14 protein-coding genes are annotated in these 17,386 nt (G+C 67.4%); 10 read left to right on the forward strand and 4 right to left on the reverse strand.

The features are described 5' to 3' along the window. Window positions 1-131 precede the first annotated feature (131 nt). The 3 genes from QSJ95_RS01880 to choV are packed head-to-tail and all read left to right on the forward strand — an operon-like array spanning window position 132 to window position 3,136. Complete coding sequence (locus QSJ95_RS01880) at window positions 132-1,070, forward strand: choline ABC transporter substrate-binding protein (protein ID WP_009614794.1); 939 nt, start codon at window positions 132-134, stop codon at window positions 1,068-1,070. A gap of 41 nt (window positions 1,071-1,111) precedes the next feature. Then, on the forward strand, window positions 1,112-1,951 hold the full coding sequence (gene choW / locus QSJ95_RS01885) for a choline ABC transporter permease subunit (protein WP_009614795.1): 840 nt from the start codon (window positions 1,112-1,114) through the stop codon (window positions 1,949-1,951). Between the two features lie 6 nt (window positions 1,952-1,957). Beyond that, on the forward strand, window positions 1,958-3,136 hold the full coding sequence (choV, locus tag QSJ95_RS01890; RefSeq protein WP_009614797.1) for a choline ABC transporter ATP-binding protein: 1,179 nt from the start codon (window positions 1,958-1,960) through the stop codon (window positions 3,134-3,136). 168 nt (window positions 3,137-3,304) lie between these two features. Here choV and QSJ95_RS01895 read toward each other — a convergent pair whose 3' ends face one another. The 4 genes from QSJ95_RS01895 to QSJ95_RS01910 all read right to left on the reverse strand — a co-directional run bounded on the left by QSJ95_RS01895 (window position 3,305) and on the right by QSJ95_RS01910 (window position 8,273). Further along, entirely contained in the window at window positions 3,305-4,312 is a 1,008-nt protein-coding gene (locus QSJ95_RS01895; protein WP_285639522.1) for an alpha/beta fold hydrolase, read from the reverse strand. A gap of 341 nt (window positions 4,313-4,653) precedes the next feature. Then, window positions 4,654-5,514, reverse strand: coding sequence for a helix-turn-helix transcriptional regulator (locus QSJ95_RS01900; protein WP_285639669.1), 861 nt, complete (start codon window positions 5,512-5,514; stop codon window positions 4,654-4,656). Between the two features lie 53 nt (window positions 5,515-5,567). Continuing rightward, complete coding sequence (locus QSJ95_RS01905) at window positions 5,568-6,986, reverse strand: aminotransferase (RefSeq protein WP_285639524.1); 1,419 nt, start codon at window positions 6,984-6,986, stop codon at window positions 5,568-5,570. 183 nt (window positions 6,987-7,169) lie between these two features. Continuing rightward, window positions 7,170-8,273, reverse strand: a complete 1,104-nt coding sequence (locus tag QSJ95_RS01910) for a polyamine ABC transporter substrate-binding protein (RefSeq protein ID WP_285639526.1) — start codon at window positions 8,271-8,273, stop codon at window positions 7,170-7,172. A 158-nt stretch (window positions 8,274-8,431) separates the two neighbouring features. Here QSJ95_RS01910 and QSJ95_RS01915 point away from each other — a divergent pair, with 158 nt between their 5' ends. From QSJ95_RS01915 to QSJ95_RS01945, 7 genes are all read left to right on the forward strand, one after another. Continuing rightward, window positions 8,432-9,079: a TetR family transcriptional regulator C-terminal domain-containing protein gene (locus QSJ95_RS01915; RefSeq protein ID WP_009614807.1), complete on the forward strand. Its 648-nt coding sequence runs from the start codon at window positions 8,432-8,434 to the stop codon at window positions 9,077-9,079. A gap of 110 nt (window positions 9,080-9,189) precedes the next feature. After that, the gene (locus QSJ95_RS01920; protein ID WP_285639529.1) at window positions 9,190-9,930 is read left to right on the forward strand and encodes a response regulator transcription factor; all 741 of its coding nucleotides are present in this window, start codon (window positions 9,190-9,192) and stop codon (window positions 9,928-9,930) included. Further along, window positions 9,927-10,715: a substrate-binding periplasmic protein gene (locus tag QSJ95_RS01925; RefSeq protein WP_502945258.1), complete on the forward strand. Its 789-nt coding sequence runs from the start codon at window positions 9,927-9,929 to the stop codon at window positions 10,713-10,715. Before QSJ95_RS01920 ends, QSJ95_RS01925 begins: the two co-directional genes overlap by 4 nt. Continuing rightward, a complete protein-coding gene (locus QSJ95_RS01930; RefSeq protein ID WP_285639535.1) occupies window positions 10,712-12,913 on the forward strand; it encodes an ATP-binding protein in 2,202 nt (733 codons plus the stop codon). Before QSJ95_RS01925 ends, QSJ95_RS01930 begins: the two co-directional genes overlap by 4 nt. Window positions 12,914-13,631: 718 nt before the next feature. Next, on the forward strand, window positions 13,632-15,035 hold the full coding sequence (locus QSJ95_RS01935; protein WP_285639537.1) for an amino acid permease: 1,404 nt from the start codon (window positions 13,632-13,634) through the stop codon (window positions 15,033-15,035). Window positions 15,036-15,401: 366 nt separating this feature from the next. Continuing rightward, window positions 15,402-16,190 carry an enoyl-CoA hydratase/isomerase family protein gene (locus tag QSJ95_RS01940; RefSeq protein WP_285639539.1) on the forward strand — a complete coding sequence of 263 codons (789 nt, stop codon included), beginning with the start codon at window positions 15,402-15,404 and terminating at the stop codon, window positions 16,188-16,190. 17 nt (window positions 16,191-16,207) lie between these two features. Then, on the forward strand, window positions 16,208-17,368 hold the full coding sequence (locus QSJ95_RS01945) for an acyl-CoA dehydrogenase family protein (RefSeq protein WP_043314654.1): 1,161 nt from the start codon (window positions 16,208-16,210) through the stop codon (window positions 17,366-17,368). The last annotated feature ends 18 nt before the right edge of the window (window positions 17,369-17,386 follow it).

Here is a 17,386-nt window from a genome sequence, read left to right on the forward strand (position 1 = left end):
GACGCACCCGGTATGCGGCGGATTTTTCCTGTTCCATGATCGTTTCCGAATCGACGAAGAAAGGGCCCGCGTCCCGGCGCGGCCCACCTAGAAACCCACGCAGATCGCCCATTCCGTAGAGGAGTACGCTCATGAAAGGTTGCAAGTCTTTGCTGCTGGCTGTGTCCCTGAGTACGCCGCTGGTGGTTCAGGCCGCTGAACCTGAGTCGTGCGGCACGGTTCGCTTCTCCGACGTCGGCTGGACCGACATCACCGTCACCACCGCGACCACTCGCCAGGTGCTGGAGTCGCTCGGCTACACCACCAAGGTGAACATGCTTTCCGTGCCGGTGACCTACCGCTCGCTGGCGAACAAGGACCTCGACGTCTTCCTCGGCAACTGGATGCCGAGCATGGCCAACGACATCAAGCCCTACGCCGACAACGGCTCGGTGGAAACCGTGCGGGCCAACCTGGAGGGCGCCAAGTACACCCTGGCGGTCACCCAGGCGGCCTACGACGGCGGGCTGAAGACCTTCGCCGACATCGCCAGGTTCTCCGACAAGCTCGGCGGCAAGATCTACGGCATCGAGCCGGGCAACGACGGCAACCGCCTGGTCCAGGGCATGATCGACAAGAACCAGTTCGACCTGGGCAAGTTCAAGCTGGTGGAGTCCAGCGAGGCCGGCATGCTCTCGCAGGTGGGCCGCGCCGACCGCCGCAGCCAGTGGATCGTGTTCCTCGGCTGGGAACCGCACCCGATGAACACCCGCTTCAAGATGCAGTACCTGCAGGGTGGCGATGACGTGTTCGGCCCCAACTACGGCGGCGCGACCATCTACACCAACGTGCGCAAGGGCTACGTCCAGGAATGCCCGAACGTCGGCAAGCTGCTGACCAACCTCACTTTCACCCTGGACATGGAAAACAAACTGATGGACGCCGTGCTCAACGAGGGCAAGAAGCCCGAGGACGCGGCCAAGGCCTGGTTGAAGGATCACCCGGAACTGCTCGATGCCTGGCTGGCTGGCGTCACCACGCGTGACGGCAAGCCGGCGCTCGCCGCGGCCAAGGTCGCTTTCGCCAAGTGACCCTGGCCGGTCGCTTCCACCTTGCTTGATGGGCCCGCACTATGTTTCTGACTGAACACAAGATCCCCCTCGGTGAGCACATCGCCGCCTTCGTCGACTGGCTCACCCGCCATGGCTCGGCGGTCTTCGACAAGATCTCGGATGTCCTCGAGTTCCTCATCCACGGTGTCACCGGCGGGTTGCTGTGGTTCCACCCGCTGCTGCTCACCGCCATCATGGTGGGCCTGGTGCACTTCATCCAGCGCAGCATCGGCCTGACGCTGTTCGCCCTGGCCTCTCTGCTGCTGATCCTCAACCTGGGCTACTGGCAGGAAACCATGGAGACCCTGGCCCAGGTCATCTTCGCCACCCTGGTGTGCGTCGCCATCGGCGTGCCCCTGGGCATCCTCGCGGCGCACAAGCCCTGGTTCTACACCGCCCTGCGCCCGCTGCTGGACCTGATGCAGACGGTGCCCACCTTCGTCTACCTGATCCCCACCCTGACGCTGTTCGGCCTGGGTGTGGTGCCGGGCCTGATCTCCACGGTGATCTTCGCCATCGCCGCGCCCATCCGCCTGACCTGCCTGGGCATCCAGGACGTGCCGGCGGAGCTGATGGACGCCGGCAAGGCCTTCGGCTGCTCGCGTTGGCAGCTGCTGACCCGAATCGAACTGCCGCACGCCATGCCCAGCATCGGCGCCGGCATCACCCAGTGCATCATGCTGTCGCTGTCGATGGTGGTGATTTCCGCGCTGGTAGGCGCCGACGGCCTCGGCAAGCCGGTGGTGAACGCGCTGAACACCGCGGACATCTCCCTGGGCTTCGAGGCCGGCCTGGCCATCGTCCTGCTCGCCATCCTGCTCGACCGGGTGTGCAAGCAACGCTCGCTGCGGGGGAGGTAAGCAACCATGGCTGCGATTGAATTCAAGAACGTCGATGTGATCTTCGGCAAGAACACCAAGGAAGCCCTGCGCCTGCTCGACGAAGGCCTGGGCCGCCAGGAAATCCTCAAGCGCACCGGCCAGGTGCTGGGCGTGGAGGACGCCAACCTGGACGTCGAGCGCGGTGAAATCTGCGTGATGATGGGCCTGTCCGGCTCGGGCAAGTCGAGCCTGCTGCGCTGCATCAACGGCCTCAACACGGTCAGCCGCGGCAAGCTGCTGATCGAGCACGAAGGCCAGCAGGTGGACGTCGCCAACTGCTCGCCGGCGACGCTCAAGACCATGCGCACCAAGCGCATCGCCATGGTGTTCCAGAAGTTCGCCCTGATGCCCTGGCTGACCGTGGCCGAGAACATCGGCTTCGGCCTGGAGATGCAGGGCCGCCCGGCCGCCGAGCGCAAGAAGGTGATCGACGAGAAGCTCGAACTGGTGGGCCTGTCGCAGTGGCGCGACAAGCGCCCGGACGAACTCTCCGGCGGCATGCAGCAGCGCGTCGGCCTGGCCCGCGCGCTGGCCATGGACGGCGACATCCTGCTGATGGACGAACCCTTCTCGGCGCTGGACCCGCTGATCCGCCAGCAGCTGCAGGACGAACTGCTGGTGCTGCAACGCCAGCTGCACAAGACCATCGTCTTCGTCAGCCACGACCTCGACGAGGCGCTGAAGATCGGCTCGCGCATCGCCATCATGAAGGACGGCCGCATCATCCAGCACAGCAAGCCCGAGGAGATCGTGCTGAACCCGGCGGACGATTACGTGCGCACCTTCGTCGCCCACACCAACCCACTCAACGTGCTGTGCGGCTCCAGCCTGATGCGCGGCCTGGACCAGTGCCGCCGGCAGGACGGCGAGGTGTGCTTCGACCAGGGCCGCGACTGCTGGATCGGCCTCACCGAGACCAACCAGATCAAGACCGCGCGCCAGGGCAGCAACATCATCGACCTGCAGCAATGGCGCCCGGGCGACCCGGTGGAAAAGCTCAAGCACGAGCCGACCCTGGTGGACGTCAGCATCCGCATGCGCGACGCCCTGCAGATCCGCTACCAGACCGGCCACAAGCTGGTCCTGCAGGAGCAGAGCCGCGTGGTCGGCGTGCTCGGCGACAGCGAGCTGTACCACGCGCTGCTGGGCAAGAACCTGGGCTGACGGGGCCGAGGCAACGAAAACGCCGGGCAGATGCCCGGCGTTTTCGTTTTGCGCGGAGTTTCTCCTGCACTTCGTAGGATGGGTTGAGCGAAGCGATACCCATCGCCACGGCCGCATGGGTTTCGCAGGCTCAACCCATCCTACGAAGCGCCCATCGGTGCGGCCAGCTCAATGCTTGAGTTCGGCCAGGCCCTTGAGCAGCGCCGCGTGGAAGGCCTGCGGGTCCTGGATCTGCGGCGCGTGGCCGAGCTTGTCGAACTCCACCAGGGTGGCGTGGGGGATGGCCTGGGCGGTGCGCTTGCCCAGCTCGGCGTAGTTGCCCAGCTTGGCGCGCAGCGGCTCGGGGGCGACGTCCTTGCCGATCGCGGTGTTGTCCTGGGTGCCGATCATCAGCAGGGTGGGCGCCTGGATCTGGCCGAACTCGTAGACCACCGGCTGGGTGAATATCATGTCGTACTGCAGCGCCGAGTTCCACGCCACGCGCTCGTGGCCGGAGCCGCTGTACAGGCCGGCGAGCATGTTCACCCACTTGTCGTACTCCGGCTTCCACTGGCCGGCGTAGTATGTGGCCTGCTCGTACTTGCGGATGCTCTCGGCGCTGGTCTTCAGCTCGCGCTCGTACCACTGGTCCGGGGTGCGGTAGGGCACGCCCAGGGCCTTCCAGTCCTCCAGGCCGATGGGGTTGACCAGCACCAGCTGCTCGACCTGCTGCGGGTACATCAGCGCGTAGCGCGCGGCGAGCATGCCGCCGGTGGAGTGGCCGAGCATGGTCACCTTGTGCAGCCTGAGCTTGTCCAGCAGGGCGTGGGTGTTGCTGGCCAGTTGCTGGAAGCTGTACTGGTAGTGCTCCGGCTTGGTCGACTTGCAGAAGCCGATCTGGTCCGGCGCCACCACCCGGTAGCCGGCCGCGCTGAGGGCGGCGATGCTGGCCTCCCAGGTGCCGGCGCAGAAGTTCTTGCCGTGCAGCAGCACCACCGCGCGGCCGTTGGGCTTGGCCGGCTTCACGTCGATGTAGGCCATGTGCACGTGCTTGCCCTGGGAGGCGAAGCTGAAGTGTCCCACCGGGTAGGCGTAGTTGAAGCGTTCCAGTTCGGGACCGTAGTTCGGCCGGGTTTCGGCGGCCTGCAACGGCAGGGCGGCGGCCAGCAGCAGGGCGGGGAGCCAGCGTCGGAACATGGGGTTTCCTCGGGAGGGCGGGGGAATGCTCTAGCATGCCTGGGGAGGCTTGAGGCTAACAAGGGCGTAGGGCGGATAACCGTTCGCGGTTATCCGCCGTTTGACCTACGACGGCGCTCTTCCTGCCATGTTAGGCGCAACTGTCTTGCAAGCCGCGCCGAGGTGCTCTTCGTAGGATGGGTTGAGCTTGCGAAACCCATGCGGTTGCGCTGATGGGTATCGCTTCGCTCAACACCATCCTACGAGAAGCCGTGCCTATCCGTATTGTAGGAGCGGGCCCTGCCCGCGAATCGCGCGCAGGGCGCGCTCCTACAGGTGACTCCGTTCGCGATGGCGGCGTTTCAGGCCGGCCCGTCGCGGGTCAGCCAGTCGATGAACAGCGAGAACAGCTCCGCCTGGGAGTTGATCTCCAGCTTGGTGTAGAGATGCTTGCGGTGCATGCGCACCGTCTCCGGCGAGATGTCCAGCACGCGGGCGCTGGACTTCACCGAGTGGCCGCGCAGCAGCAGGTGGGCGATTTCCCGTTCGCGCTCGGTCAGGCAGTCGCCGCCGAAGTTCATGAAGGCTTCGCGGATGTGCCGGTTCAGCGCCGCCGCCGGTGGCGCGCCGGCGTCGCCGCCGGCCAGCAGCAGGTCGAGGCCGCCGCGGCTCTCGAACTGCCGGCACAGCTCGCGCACCAGCGGCAGCGCGGCGCGCAGCAGTTCGGTCTGTTCCTCGCTGAAGCGCGCGCCGCTGCGGCCCTGGTACACGCACAGGGAAAGCTTGCGCTGGGCGTCGAGGTCGACGATGTAGTGGCTGTCTTCCACCGAGCCGCACTTGAGGTAGTAGGTCTTGTAGTACTCGCTGGCGAAGAAGTCGTCCGGGGCGATTTCCGCCAGCGGGTAGAAGCCCTCGGCCAGGCCGCCTTCGATGGCCAGGCAGAAGGGGTCGAGCAGGTAGCCGCGGGCGTAGTAGCGCTCGGTCAGCGGCTCGCGGTATTGCGCGGGGATGCCGTGCTGGAACAGGTGGCGCGGCGGCTGGCCCTTGCGCTCCAGGCCGAACAGCGAGGACTCGATGGGCACCAGCGCGCCGAGTGCCTCCACCAGCCGCGCCGGGAATTCCGCCGTGGCCACCGCCGCCATGGCGCGCGCCAGCCCCGCATGCCAGGCATGCAGGGCCGGGCTGTTGGGTGGGGGGGCGAGTGGGGTGGCCGGTGTGCTCATGGTCGGCAGCATACGGCCGCCGCCGACCAGGTGCAAAGCGCCGCGTCCGCGCATCAGTGCCCCGCGTAGTCGCCGCTGCGCTTGAGGTCCTCGGCGGTTTCGAGGATGGCCTCGCGCAGGGTGTCGACCACCTCGTCGACCTGCTCGCGGGTAATGGTCAGCGGCGGCGACATCACGTTCAGGTGCACGATGGGGCGCACCAGCAGGCCGCGCTTCTGCGCGCGCAGGTGGATCTTCTCGCCGATGTTCAGCTCCTCGGGGAACAGCGTCTTGCTGCGCTTGTCGGCGACGAACTCGACGCAGGCCATCAGCTTCTGGCAGCGCACGTCGCCCACCAGCGGCAGCTCGGCCAGCTCCTGCAGGCGCTGCTCCAGGTAGGCACCGACGTCCTTGACGTGTTCCAGCAGGTTCTCGCGCTGGATGATCTCGATGTTCTTCAGCGCCGAGATGCAGCTCACCGGGTGCCCGCTGTAGGTGAAGCCGTGGCTGAAGCAGCGGCCCTGGTTCGGCTCGGCGATCACCTTCCAGATGCGGTCCGAGAAGATGCACGTGCCCAACGGCAGGTAGCCGGAGGTCAGGCCCTTGGCGGTGGTGATGATGTCCGGCTGCATGCCGAACACGTCCTCGGAGGCGAAGAAGGCGCCCAGGCGGCCGAAGGAGGTCACCACCTCGTCGGCGACGTAGAGCAGGTCGTACTTCCGGCACACCTCCCACATGCGCTTGTGGTAGCCCTTGGGCGGGATGATCACGCCGCCCGAGCCCATGATCGGCTCGGCGAAGAAGGCCGCCACGTTGTCCGCGCCCAGTTCCAGGATCTTGTCCTCGAACTCCTTGACCAGGAATTCCAGGAAATCGCCCTCGGTCATGCCCGCCGGCGCGCGGTAGGGATTGGGGCAGGAAATGTGGTGGATGAAGTCCTTGAGGAAGTCGAACTCGGCCGGGTGGTCGGCGACCTTGCCGCCGAGCGACATGGTCAGGAAAGTCGAGCCGTGGTAGGCGTTGACGCGGCTGATGATGTGCTTCTTGGCGTGCTTGCCGCGGCAGTTCTGGTAGTACTGGATCAGCCGGTAGGCGGTGTCCACGGCGGTGGAGCCGCCGGTGGTGAGGAACACGTGGTCGAGGTCGCCCGGGGCCAGTTCGGCGAGCTTCTCGCAGAGCTGGATGGCGGTGACGTTGGCCATGTCGCAGAAGGGGTTGGAGTAGGCCAGCTGGCGCACCTGCTCGGCGATGGCCTCGGCCATTTCCTCGCGGCCCAGGCCGATGTTGGTGCACCACATGCCGCCCACGGCGTCCAGGTAGCGGTTGCCCTTGGTGTCGTAGATGTAGGCGCCCTGGCCTGCGGCGATGTTCAGCGCGCCGTTCTCGCGGTGGTCGTCGAACACGTGGTAGCCGTGCACGTAGTGGGCCTTGTCGGCGGCGACCAGCTTTTCGTCATCGAACTGGGCGAAGAAGGCGGCGGATGGGGTGGTCATGGCAGTACCTCGATAGTGCGGTTTCATCTCGTTAATTCCGTTTCCCTCTCCCTTGCCGGATTTGGTATCGCCTGAGCGCTTCAGGAGGGCGCCATCGGTCATCTCGGCACTATCGGCCCCCTCTCCCTTCAGGGAGAGGGCTGGGGAGAGGGGGCTCTTCAGTCAGTAGTCAGTCACGAAAACTCAGGTCCCCGTCTTCACCGCATTCCACGTCCGGGTGATCAGCCGCGTGGCCTTGGGCCCCTGGACCTTCTGGGTGAACAGCCGCGAACGCGTCTCGGCATCCGGGTAGATCGCCGGGTCGTCGCGCACCCCCGCGGCCAGCAGCGGCTTGGCCGCGCCGTTGCTGGTGGCGTAGCGGATGTAGTCGCTGACGTCGGCGGCCACCTTCGGCTGCAGCATGTACTCGATGAACTTGTGGGCGTTGGCCACGTGGGGCGCGTCGGCCGGGATGTAGAAGTCGTCGAACCAGATCAGCGAGCCTTCCCTGGGCACGAAGTAGCCCAGCTTGACCTTGGCCCCGGCCTCGTCGGCGCGGGCCTGGGCGGTGGCGTAGTCGCCGGACCAGGTCATGGCCATGCACTGGTCGCCGTTGGCCAGGCCGTTGAGGTAGCTGGTGGAGTCGAACTTGCGGATGTACGGGCGGATCGACTGCAGCAGGTCCTGGGCGGCCTTGAGGTCCTCGGGGTTGGCGCTGTTCGGGTCGCGCTTGAGGTAGGCCAGGGCCAGCGGGATGACGTCGGTGGGCGAGTCGATGATGGTCACCCCGCAGTCGGCGAATTTCGACACCACCTTGGGATCGAACAGCATCGCCAGCGAGCCGATGGGCGCGTCGGGCATGCGCTGCTTGATCTTCTCTATGTTGTAGGTGATGCCGTTGCTGCCCCAGGTGTAGGGCGCCGAGTACTGCACGCCCGGGTCGTAGTGGTCCAGGTGCTTGAGCACCTCGGCGTCGAGGTTGCTCCAGCTGGGCAGCCTGCTCTTGTCCAGCGGCTGGAACACCCCGGCCTTGAGCAGCGGCGGCACCAGCGCGGCGTTGAGCACCACCAGGTCGTAGCCGGAGCGGCCGGGCAGCAGCTTGCCCTGCACCGTCTCGTAGGAGTCGAAGGTGTCGTAGACCACCTTGATCCCGGTGGCCTTCTCGAAGTCGGCGATGGTGTGCTCGCCGATGTAGTCGGTCCAGTTGTACAGCCTCAGCGTGTTGCCGCCGTCGGCGTCCGCGGCCTGGCCGAGCAAGGGGCTCAGCAGCAGGGCCGTGCCCAGGATCGCTGCGCAGGATTTGTACATGTCACTCCCACCTGTGGTTGTTGTTCGAGGGTCGTGTCGGCTGTGGCCACTGTCCGCCGCCGGCCGTCGCCGGGCCATTCCCCGAATGGGTGGGTGGGGCTGGTATGCTGTTGCACATTCGTTCAGATTGGCGGCCTCGGACACAGGAGCGGCAGGCGATGAACCAGGCAGTGCGCTTTTCCCGGCTGGAACCCGAACAGCGCAAGGCGCTGCTGATCGAGGCCACCCTGGCGTGCCTGAAGCAGCACGGCTTCCAGGGCGCGTCGATCCGCAAGATCTGCGCCGAGGCCGGGGTCTCGGTGGGGCTGATCAACCACCACTACGCGGGCAAGGACGAGCTGGTGGCCGAGGCCTACCTGACGGTCACCGGGCGCGTCATGCAGTTGCTGCGCGAAGCCATCGACCAGGCCGCGCCGGACCCTCGCGCACGCCTGTCGGCGTTCTTCCGCGCCTCGTTCAGCGCCGAGCTGCTCGACCCGCAGCTGCTCGATGCCTGGCTGGCGTTCTGGGGCGCGGTGAAGACCGCCGAGGCGATCAACCGTGCCCACGACCATTCCTACGGCGAGTACCGCGCGCTGCTGGCCCAAGCGCTGAACCAACTGGCCGAAGAGGAAGGCTGGGCCGACTTCGACGCCGACCTCGCCGCCATCGCCCTGTCCGCCATGCTCGACGGCCTGTGGCTGGAATCCGGGCTGAACCCCAACACCTTCAGCCCCGAGCAGGGCATCCAGGTCTGCGAAGCCTGGGTCGACGGCCTGCAGGCCGGCGGGCGGCAGCGCTTCAGCCGTCGGCCGGCGGACTGTTGATCGGCCGTTCAGCAATCGCTACTCTGCGCCGGCCCCTGGGAAATTTCCCATGGGCGTCCATCTTCTAATAAGAAATCCGCCGCGACCTCGCCGGCGGCCGCAGCAGGGTATTGGCGATGGCTCCCCGTGTACTGATCGTCGACGACGATCCGCTGATCCGCGAACTCCTCCAGTCCTACCTCGCCGGGGAGGGCTACGAGGTGGCCTGCGCCAGCACCGCCGAACAGGCCGAGGCCAGCCTGGCCGAAGCCGAGCAGGGCGGCCCGCCCTTCGACCTGGTGCTGCTGGACATCCGCCTGCCCGGCAAGGACGGCCTGACCCTCACCCGCGAACTGCGCGTGCGCTCGGAGGTGGGCATCATCCTGATCACCGGGCGCAACGACGACATCGACCGCATCGTCGGCCTGGAATGCGGCGCCGACGACTACGTGATCAAGCCGCCGAACCCGCGCGAACTGGTGTCGCGGGCGAAGAACCTGATCCGCCGCGTGCGCCACGCCCGCGCCCCGGCCGCGGCGACACCGGCGCGCCAGCCGTTCAAGCGCTTCGCCCAGTGGCGCCTGGACCCGGACCGCCGGCGCCTGGTCGACCGCGACGGCGGCGAAACCCTGCTCACCCACGGCGAGTTCCAACTGCTCAGCGTGTTCCTGCGCAACAGCGGCCACACCCTCAGCCGTGACCAACTGATGGACCAGATCCGCAACCGCGAGTGGCTGCCCAACGACCGCTCCATCGACGTGCTGGTCGGCCGCCTGCGCCGCAAGCTGCGCGACGATCCGGCCGAACCCGAGCTGATCATCACCATCCACGGCGCCGGCTACCTGTTCACCGCCGCCCCCAGCGACGCCTGAACGTGCGCTGGCTGGCCCTGCTCGCCCTGGCGTTGCTCGCTCTGGCCCGGGGTGGCCTGGCGCCGGCCGTCGAGCGCGTGCGCTACTGCGACTATCCGGTGTACCCGCCGGTGTCCTGGAGCGATGGCCATGAAGTGCGCGGGCTGGCGCCGCAGGTGGTGAAGCGCGTGCTCGGCGGGCTCGGCTACGACGTGCAGGTGGTGGTGCTGGGCAACTGGAAGCGCTGCCTGATGGACGCCGCCGCCGGGCGCGTCGACGTGGTGCTGGCCTACCGCACGGCGCAGCGCGACCAGGGCCTGGCCTTCGCCGAGGCGCCGGTGCTGCGCGAGGAAGTGGCGCTGTTCTACAACCGCCGCAAACCGGTGCGCTTCCAGACGCTGGAGGACCTTTCCCGCTACCGCGGCGGCCTGCTGTTCGGCGAGAGCTACGGCGCCGAATTCGACCGCTTCGTCGCCAGCCACGACAACATCGAGTACGTCTCCGACAGCACGCAGAACTTCGGCAAGCTGATCCGCCAGCGCATCGACTTCATCCCCTACGAGCGGCGCACCGGGCGGCTGCTGGTCGAGCGCCTGCCCGGTGGGGAGGACATCGTGGACGCGCCGCAACCGATCACCGTCGACTACCTGCGCCTGGCGGTGTCGCGGCACTCGCCGTTGCAGGCACGCCTGGGCGAGATCGACAAGGTCCTGCAACGCCTGCAGGCCGACGGCAGCCTGGCGCGCTGGCTGGACGAAAGCGAGCGCGACTACCGCGCCATGCTTGCCGCCGGGGCGCAACCATGAGGGCCCTGCGCGCCCCCGGCCCGCTGGCGCGGCGCCTGCTGCTGCGGGTGCTCGGCTTCAGCCTGTGCTTCACCCTGCTGGCCGGCGCGCTGCAGCTGTACCTCGAATACCGCCGCGAGATGCGCGACATCGAAACCCGCCTGGAGCTGATCCGCAGCGGCTACCTGGCCAGCTTCGAGCGCAGCCTGTGGGACCTCAACCAGGCCCAGCTCAACGTGCAGTTGCACGGCCTGGTGGACTTCCCCGACATCGCCTGGGCGAGCCTCGCCAGCGCCGACTTCAACCTGATCCAGGGCGACATCCAGGCTCCCGGCCCGCTGCGCGTCGAGCACTTCCCGCTCAGCTACCAGCCGCCGGACGGCGAGCTGCGCGCCCTCGGCGAGCTGGCCGTGGCCATCGACCAGGGCGCCGTGTACCGCCGCCTTTGGCACGGCGGACTGAGCAACCTGCTGTGGATGGGCCTGTTCCTCTGTGGCCTGGCGGTGGCCCTGAGCTGGCTGTTCCACAAGCTGGTGACGCGCCACCTGGAGCGCATGGCCGAGTTCGCCGGGCGCATGGCCGGCGGCGACCTGCAGCAGCCGCTGCGCCTGGACAAGCGCATCCGCGCCGAAGACGACGAACTCGACACCGTGGCCCATTCCCTCGACGACATGCGCCAGGCCCTGCGCGAAGAGCGCGACGAACTGCAGCGCCAGGTCGAGCGGCGCACCGCCAGCCTGCGCCGGGCCAAGGACGAGGCCGAGGCGGCCAACGAGGCGAAGAGCCGCTTCCTGGCCACCATGAGCCACGAAATCCGCACCCCGCTCAACGGCATCCTCGGCATGGCCGAACTGCTGCGCGACGCGCCCCTCGGCGAGCTGGAACGCAAGCGCCTGCACGCCCTGCACAAGGCCGGCGAAGGCCTGCTGGCGGTGCTCAACGAAGTGCTGCACTTCGCCAAGCTGGAGGACGGCGCCAGCCTGCCGGAGCCGGTGGACTTCGACCTCGGCGAGCTGCTCGACGAGGTGCTGACGCTGCTGGAACCCCGCGCGGCGGCCAATGCCACGCGCCTGTCGCTGCACCTGGACGACGACGTGCGCCGCCGTTGCCGGGGCGCCGAGCAGTTCCTCCGCCAGGTGCTGAGCAACCTGGTGGCCAATGCGGTGAAGTTCACCGAGGGCGGCGAAGTGCGTGTGGAAGTGGAACTGCTGGCGCAGCAGGGCGAAGGCCAGCGCCTGCGCTTCGCCGTGGTCGACGATGGCATCGGCATTCCCGAGGCGGTGCAGGCGCGCATCTTCGAACGCTTCACCCAGGCCAGCGAGGAAGTCACCCGCCGCTACGGCGGCAGCGGCCTGGGCCTGGCCATCAGCAAGCGCCTGGTGGAAGCCATGGGCGGGCGCATCGGCGTGCGCAGCCGGGAAGGGCAGGGCAGCACCTTCTGGTTCGAGGTCGAGCTGCAAGCCGCGCTGGTTCCCGTGGTGGAACCGCAGGCGGCCCCGCGCAGCGAACGTGCCCTGAGCGTGCTGCTGGTGGAGGACGTGCCGCTCAATCGCGAAGTGGCCCAGGGGCTGCTGGAGCGCGACGGTCACGCCGTGCGCCTGGCCGAGGATGCCGAACCGGCGCTGGTCGCCTGTCGCGAGCAGGCCTTCGACCTGATCCTCCTGGACATGCACCTGCCGGGCCTGGGCGGTATCGAGTTGTGCCGGGCGATCCGCGGCCAGGAGGGCGGGCGCAACCGGGAAACGCCGATCCTCGCCTTCACCGCCAGCGTGCAGCCGGCGCTGGTGCGCACCTACTTCGAAGCCGGCATGCAAGGCGTGCTGGCCAAGCCGTTGCGTGTCGACGACCTGCGTCGTGCGCTGGCCAACCTGCATGCGCCTTTGGCCGGGCGCGAGGCGGATGGGGTGATCGACGAGCAGGTGCTGGCGACCCACCGTGAACTGCTGGGCGAGCATCGTGTGAACGAGCTGCTCGGCGTACTGCGCGACCTGCTGGCGCAACAGCTGCCGCTGCTCCACGAAGCCATCCGCGCCGGCGACGCCAGCGAGGCCGCTGGCCTGGCCCACCGCCTGGCGGGCAGTTGCCACTCGATGGGCCTGCGCGGCCTGGGCGAATGCCTGCACGGCCTGGAAGAAGCGGCCCTGGCTGGCGAACCGCTGCAAGCCTGGAGCGAAAGACTCGACGCGCAACTCAGCACCGCCAGGATGCACCTCCTGTAGGAGCGAGCTTGCTCGCGAACGGATTCCCCGGCGGCTGCGGTGCCATGCGGTTCGCGAGCAAGCAAAAGCACAGAATGCGCAGACCCAGCAGGGAGGCACGCGCATACAGCAGGCACGGACGGTCCCCTCTCCCTGAAGGGAGAGGGGGCCGCACGGCAGGCTTGGACGTTTCGGCGTCAGCCGATGCGTCCGAAAAGCCCCCGCTACAAATTCCTTTGCTTGCGAACGAATCTCCCGGCGGCTGCGGTGCCATGCGGTTCGCGAGCAAGCTCGCTCCTACGAAAAGCACAGAATGCGCAGACCCAGCAGGGAGGCACGCGCATACAGCAGGCACGGACAGTCCCCTCTCCCTTCAGGGAGAGGGTTAGGGAGAGGGTTGCGGGCTCCCAGATGAGCTCCGTGCGTTCGGCTGACTCCGTTCCCTCTCCCCAGCCCTCGGTTGCGCGCCCCGCCCTGAAGGGCGAGGGGGCCGTTCGGCAGGCTTGGATGTTTCGGAGTTAGCCGGACGTTATCCCGAGGGCGTGGGGACTAGCCCGCTACAAATTCCTTACAGCTTTTTACATCTTCGATCCCGCCGTTCAACGCGACCTTACATCCCCTTCGAATAATCCGGCGGTATCCGTGCCACGAGCCACGGCCTCTGACTGATTGGAGATAACAACAATGATCCAACGTAGAGTTCCGCTTCGCCGCGCCCGCCGTCTGCCGGGGGTGCGCCATGTCTGATTCCAAGCTCCAGCTCACCCGCGCGCTCAAGAGCCGCCACATCTTCATGCTGTCCCTCGGCGGGGTGATCGGCACCGGCCTGTTCATGGGCGCCGGCGTCACCATCAACCAGGGCGGACCGGCCGGCGCCGTGCTGGCCTACCTGGTGGCCGGGCTGCTGATGTACCTGGTGATGGTCTGCCTGGGCGAGCTGTCGGTGCAGATGCCCGTCTCCGGCTCCTTCCAGGCCCACGCCACGCGCTTCATCGGCCCGGCCACCGGGTTCATGATCGGCTGGGTGTACTGGATGAGCTGGGCCTCCACCGTCGGCCTGGAATTCACCGCCGCCGGCATGCTGATGACGCGCTGGTTCCCCGAGGTGCCGATCTGGCTCTGGTCGGGCTTCTTCGTGGTCGTGCTGTTCTCCCTCAACGCCCTGGCCACCCGCGCCTTCGGCGAGGCCGAGTACTGGTTCGCCGGGATCAAGGTGGCGGCCATCCTCGCCTTCATCATCGTCGGCGTGCTGGTGATCTTCGGCGGCATCCACCTCAACGACGGCGCGCCCGCTCCCATGCTCGACAACCTGGTTGGCGACCAACTGTTCCCCAACGGCCTGTCGGCAGTGTTCGCGGTGATGATGACGGTGGTCTACGCCTTCCAGGGCTGCGAGATCATGGGCGTGGCCGCCGGCGAGACCGACCAGCCGGAGAAGAGCATCCCCCGCGCCGTGCGCAACGTGGTGTTCCGCGTGCTGATCTTCTACGTGCTGGCGATCGTCGTGCTGGCCGCCATCGTCCCCTGGCAGCAGGCCGGGCTGGTGGAAAGCCCGTTCGTGCAGGTGTTCGACATGGTCGGCATCCCCTACGCGGCGGACCTGATGAACTTCGTCATCCTCACCGCGATCCTCTCGGTGGGCAATTCCGGGCTGTACGCCTCCACCCGCATCCTCTGGGCCATGTCCAAGACCGGTATGGCGCCCAAGGGCCTGTCCAAGCTCAGTTCCCGTGGCGTGCCGCTGTACGCGCTGCTGATCAGCCTGGCCTTCGCCCTGCTCTCGCTGCTGACCAGCGTGGTCGCCGCCGACACCCTGTTCATGGTGCTGATGGCGGTGAGCGGGATGTCCGGCACCGTGACCTGGATCGTCATCGCCTACGCCCAGTACCGCTTCCGCCGCGAACACATGGCCAAGGGCGGCACGGTGGCCGACCTGAAATACGCCGCGCCGCTGTTCCCGCTGATCCCCCTGGCCTGCATCGCCATCTGCTGCGCGCTGTTCGTGTTCCTGGCCCTGGACCCGACCCAGCGCCCGTCGCTGTACTGGGGCTTCGGCTTCATCGCCGCCTGCTACCTGGCCTACTACGTGCTCAAGCGCAAGCGCCCGCAGGGAGTCAGCGAGGCCGTGCCGAGCGTCGGCTGAACCCACGAAGCCCCGCCCCGCGGGGCTTTTCGCTTTTCGGCCTTTCGTAGGATGGCGTTGAGCGAAGCGATACCCATCACCGCAACCGCATGGGTTTCGCAAGCTCAACGCCATCCTACGAAAAGCCGTGCTTCCTGGAACCGTAGGAGACTTCGTCCGCGAAGGCCCGCAGGGCCGTTTGTGCGAAGTTGTAACAAGGTCCCGGGAAAAACCCTGGAAGAACCCCACAGCCCCGCACCGCGCGGCCTTCCCGCCGTCCGGCGGGGCGTTACAAGCCCCCCGAACGGGTGCATTGCCGTCTTGTTGAACACTTGTTTAGTATGGTGGCCAACACCGCCCTCATGCGACAACAACAACGAGGCCAGCATGACTCACGCATCCCCGCTCAGCCGGGTCCAGGACGGCATCGCCTGGATCACCCTGAACCGCCCCGAACAGCGCAACGCGCTGGACGTTCCCACGCTGAAGAACCTGCACGCGCTGCTCGACGCCTACGCCGTCGACCCGGCGGTGCGCGTCATCGTGCTGACCGGCGAGGGCCGCAGCTTCTGCGCCGGCGCCGACCTCGCCGAATGGGCCGAGGCGGAAGAGCGCGGCGAGCTGGAGACCTACGGCTGGACCGAAACCGCCCACGCCCTGATGACCCGCCTGCACGGCCTGGACAAGCCGACCATCGCCGCGGTCAACGGCACCGCCGTCGGCGCCGGCATGGACCTCACCCTGTGCTGCGACTTCCGCATCGCCGGCGCCTCGGCGCGCTTCAAGGCCGGCTACACCGGCATGGCCTACTGCCCGGATGCCGGCGCCAGCTGGCACCTGCCGCGGCTGATCGGCAGCGAGGAGGCCAAGCGCCTGCTGTTCCTCGACGAGCTGTGGAGCGCCGAGCGCGCGCTGAATGCCGGCCTGGTCGGCGAAGTGGTCGCCGATGACCAACTGCTTGCCAGCGTCGGCGAATTCGCCGCGCGTCTGGCCGCCGGCCCGACCTTCGCCTTCGCCCAGACCAAGCGCCTGATCCGCGACGGCGCCAACCGCACACTGGCCCAGCAACTGGAGGCCGAGCAGGCCGCTGGGCTGCTCTGCGGCCGCAGCGAGGACGCCGCCGAAGCCCTGCGCGCCGTGGCCGAGAAACGTTCCCCCCACTTCCAAGGCCGTTGAGCGGCGAGGTATTCCCCATGGATTTCAAACTGACCCAGGAACAGGAAATGCTCGTCGAGGCGGTCAAGGCTTTCGTCGAGAAAGAGCTGCTGCCCCACGAGGAAGAAGTCGACCGCGCCGACGCGGTGTCGCCGGAACTCGCCGCGCAGATTCGCGGCAAGGCGCTGGCCGCCGGCTTCTACGCCTTCAACATGCCCGAGGAAGTCGGCGGCGGCGGCCTCGACTACCTGTCCCAGGCGCTGGTCGAGCGCGAGCTGTCCAAGGTCTCCTGGGCGCTGCACGTGTTCGTCGCGCGGCCCTCGAAAATCCTCATGGCCTGCAAGGGCCAACAGGTGCAGGACTACCTGCTGCCCTGCGTGAACGGCGAGAAGATCGACTGCTTCGCCCTCACCGAACCGGGCGCCGGCTCCGACGCCAACTCGATCAAGACCCGCGCCGTGCGCGACGGCGACGACTTCGTCATCAACGGCGCCAAGCACTTCATCAGCCACGCCGGCCACGCCGACTTCGCCATCGTCTTCGCCGTCACCGACAGCTACGAGCGCAATGGCAAGAAGCGCAACGCCGTGACCGCCTTCCTGGTCGACAAGGGCAGCGCCGGCATGACCGTGCGCCGCGGCCCGAAATGCGTCAGCAACAAGGGCTACCACACCTACGAAATCTTCTTCGACGACTGCCGCGTGCCGGCCTCCAAGGTCCTCGGCGAAGTCGACAAGGGCTGGGAAGTGGCCAACGCCTGGCTCACCGCCGGCCGCGTGATGGTCGCCGCCAACTGCGTCGGCCAGGCCCAGCGCGCCATGGACCTGGCCCTGCAATGGTCGGCCGACCGCAAGCAGTTCGGCCAGGCCATCGGCAGCTACCAGGGCATTTCCTTCAAGCTGGCCGACATGGCCACGCAGATCCGCGCCGCCGAGCTGATGACCCTGCACACCGCGTGGAAGATGGACCAGGGCAGCATGACCGACGGCGAGGCCGGCATGGCCAAGCTGTTCGCCAGCGAAGTGCTCGGCAAGGTCGCCGACGAGACCGTGCAGATCTTCGGCGGCATGGGCCTGATGGACGAAGGCCCGGTGGAACGCATCTGGCGCAACGCACGCATCGAGCGCATCTGGGAAGGCACCTCGGAAATCCAGCGCCACATCATCTCCCGCGAACTGCTGCGGCCGCTGCTGCGCTGATCCTCGCTCCCCTCTCCC

It is taken from the genome of Pseudomonas sp. NBRC 100443 (assembly GCF_030268185.1).
In the GTDB taxonomy this organism is placed as follows: domain Bacteria; phylum Pseudomonadota; class Gammaproteobacteria; order Pseudomonadales; family Pseudomonadaceae; genus Pseudomonas; species Pseudomonas citronellolis.

Coding starts and splice junctions, on each gene's coding strand:
- QSJ95_RS01910 (WP_285639526.1), bottom strand. CDS start 8,273: ATGTACAAATCCTGCGCAGCGATCCTGGGCACGGCCCTGCTGCTGAGC.
- QSJ95_RS01900 (WP_285639669.1), bottom strand. CDS start 5,514: ATGAGCACACCGGCCACCCCACTCGCCCCCCCACCCAACAGCCCGGCC.
- QSJ95_RS01895 (WP_285639522.1), bottom strand. CDS start 4,312: ATGTTCCGACGCTGGCTCCCCGCCCTGCTGCTGGCCGCCGCCCTGCCG.
- QSJ95_RS01940 (WP_285639539.1), top strand. CDS start 15,402: ATGACTCACGCATCCCCGCTCAGCCGGGTCCAGGACGGCATCGCCTGG.
- choW (WP_009614795.1), top strand. CDS start 1,112: ATGTTTCTGACTGAACACAAGATCCCCCTCGGTGAGCACATCGCCGCC.
- QSJ95_RS01935 (WP_285639537.1), top strand. CDS start 13,632: ATGTCTGATTCCAAGCTCCAGCTCACCCGCGCGCTCAAGAGCCGCCAC.
- choV (WP_009614797.1), top strand. CDS start 1,958: ATGGCTGCGATTGAATTCAAGAACGTCGATGTGATCTTCGGCAAGAAC.
- QSJ95_RS01880 (WP_009614794.1), top strand. CDS start 132: ATGAAAGGTTGCAAGTCTTTGCTGCTGGCTGTGTCCCTGAGTACGCCG.
- QSJ95_RS01930 (WP_285639535.1), top strand. CDS start 10,712: ATGAGGGCCCTGCGCGCCCCCGGCCCGCTGGCGCGGCGCCTGCTGCTG.
- QSJ95_RS01915 (WP_009614807.1), top strand. CDS start 8,432: ATGAACCAGGCAGTGCGCTTTTCCCGGCTGGAACCCGAACAGCGCAAG.
- QSJ95_RS01905 (WP_285639524.1), bottom strand. CDS start 6,986: ATGACCACCCCATCCGCCGCCTTCTTCGCCCAGTTCGATGACGAAAAG.
- QSJ95_RS01945 (WP_043314654.1), top strand. CDS start 16,208: ATGGATTTCAAACTGACCCAGGAACAGGAAATGCTCGTCGAGGCGGTC.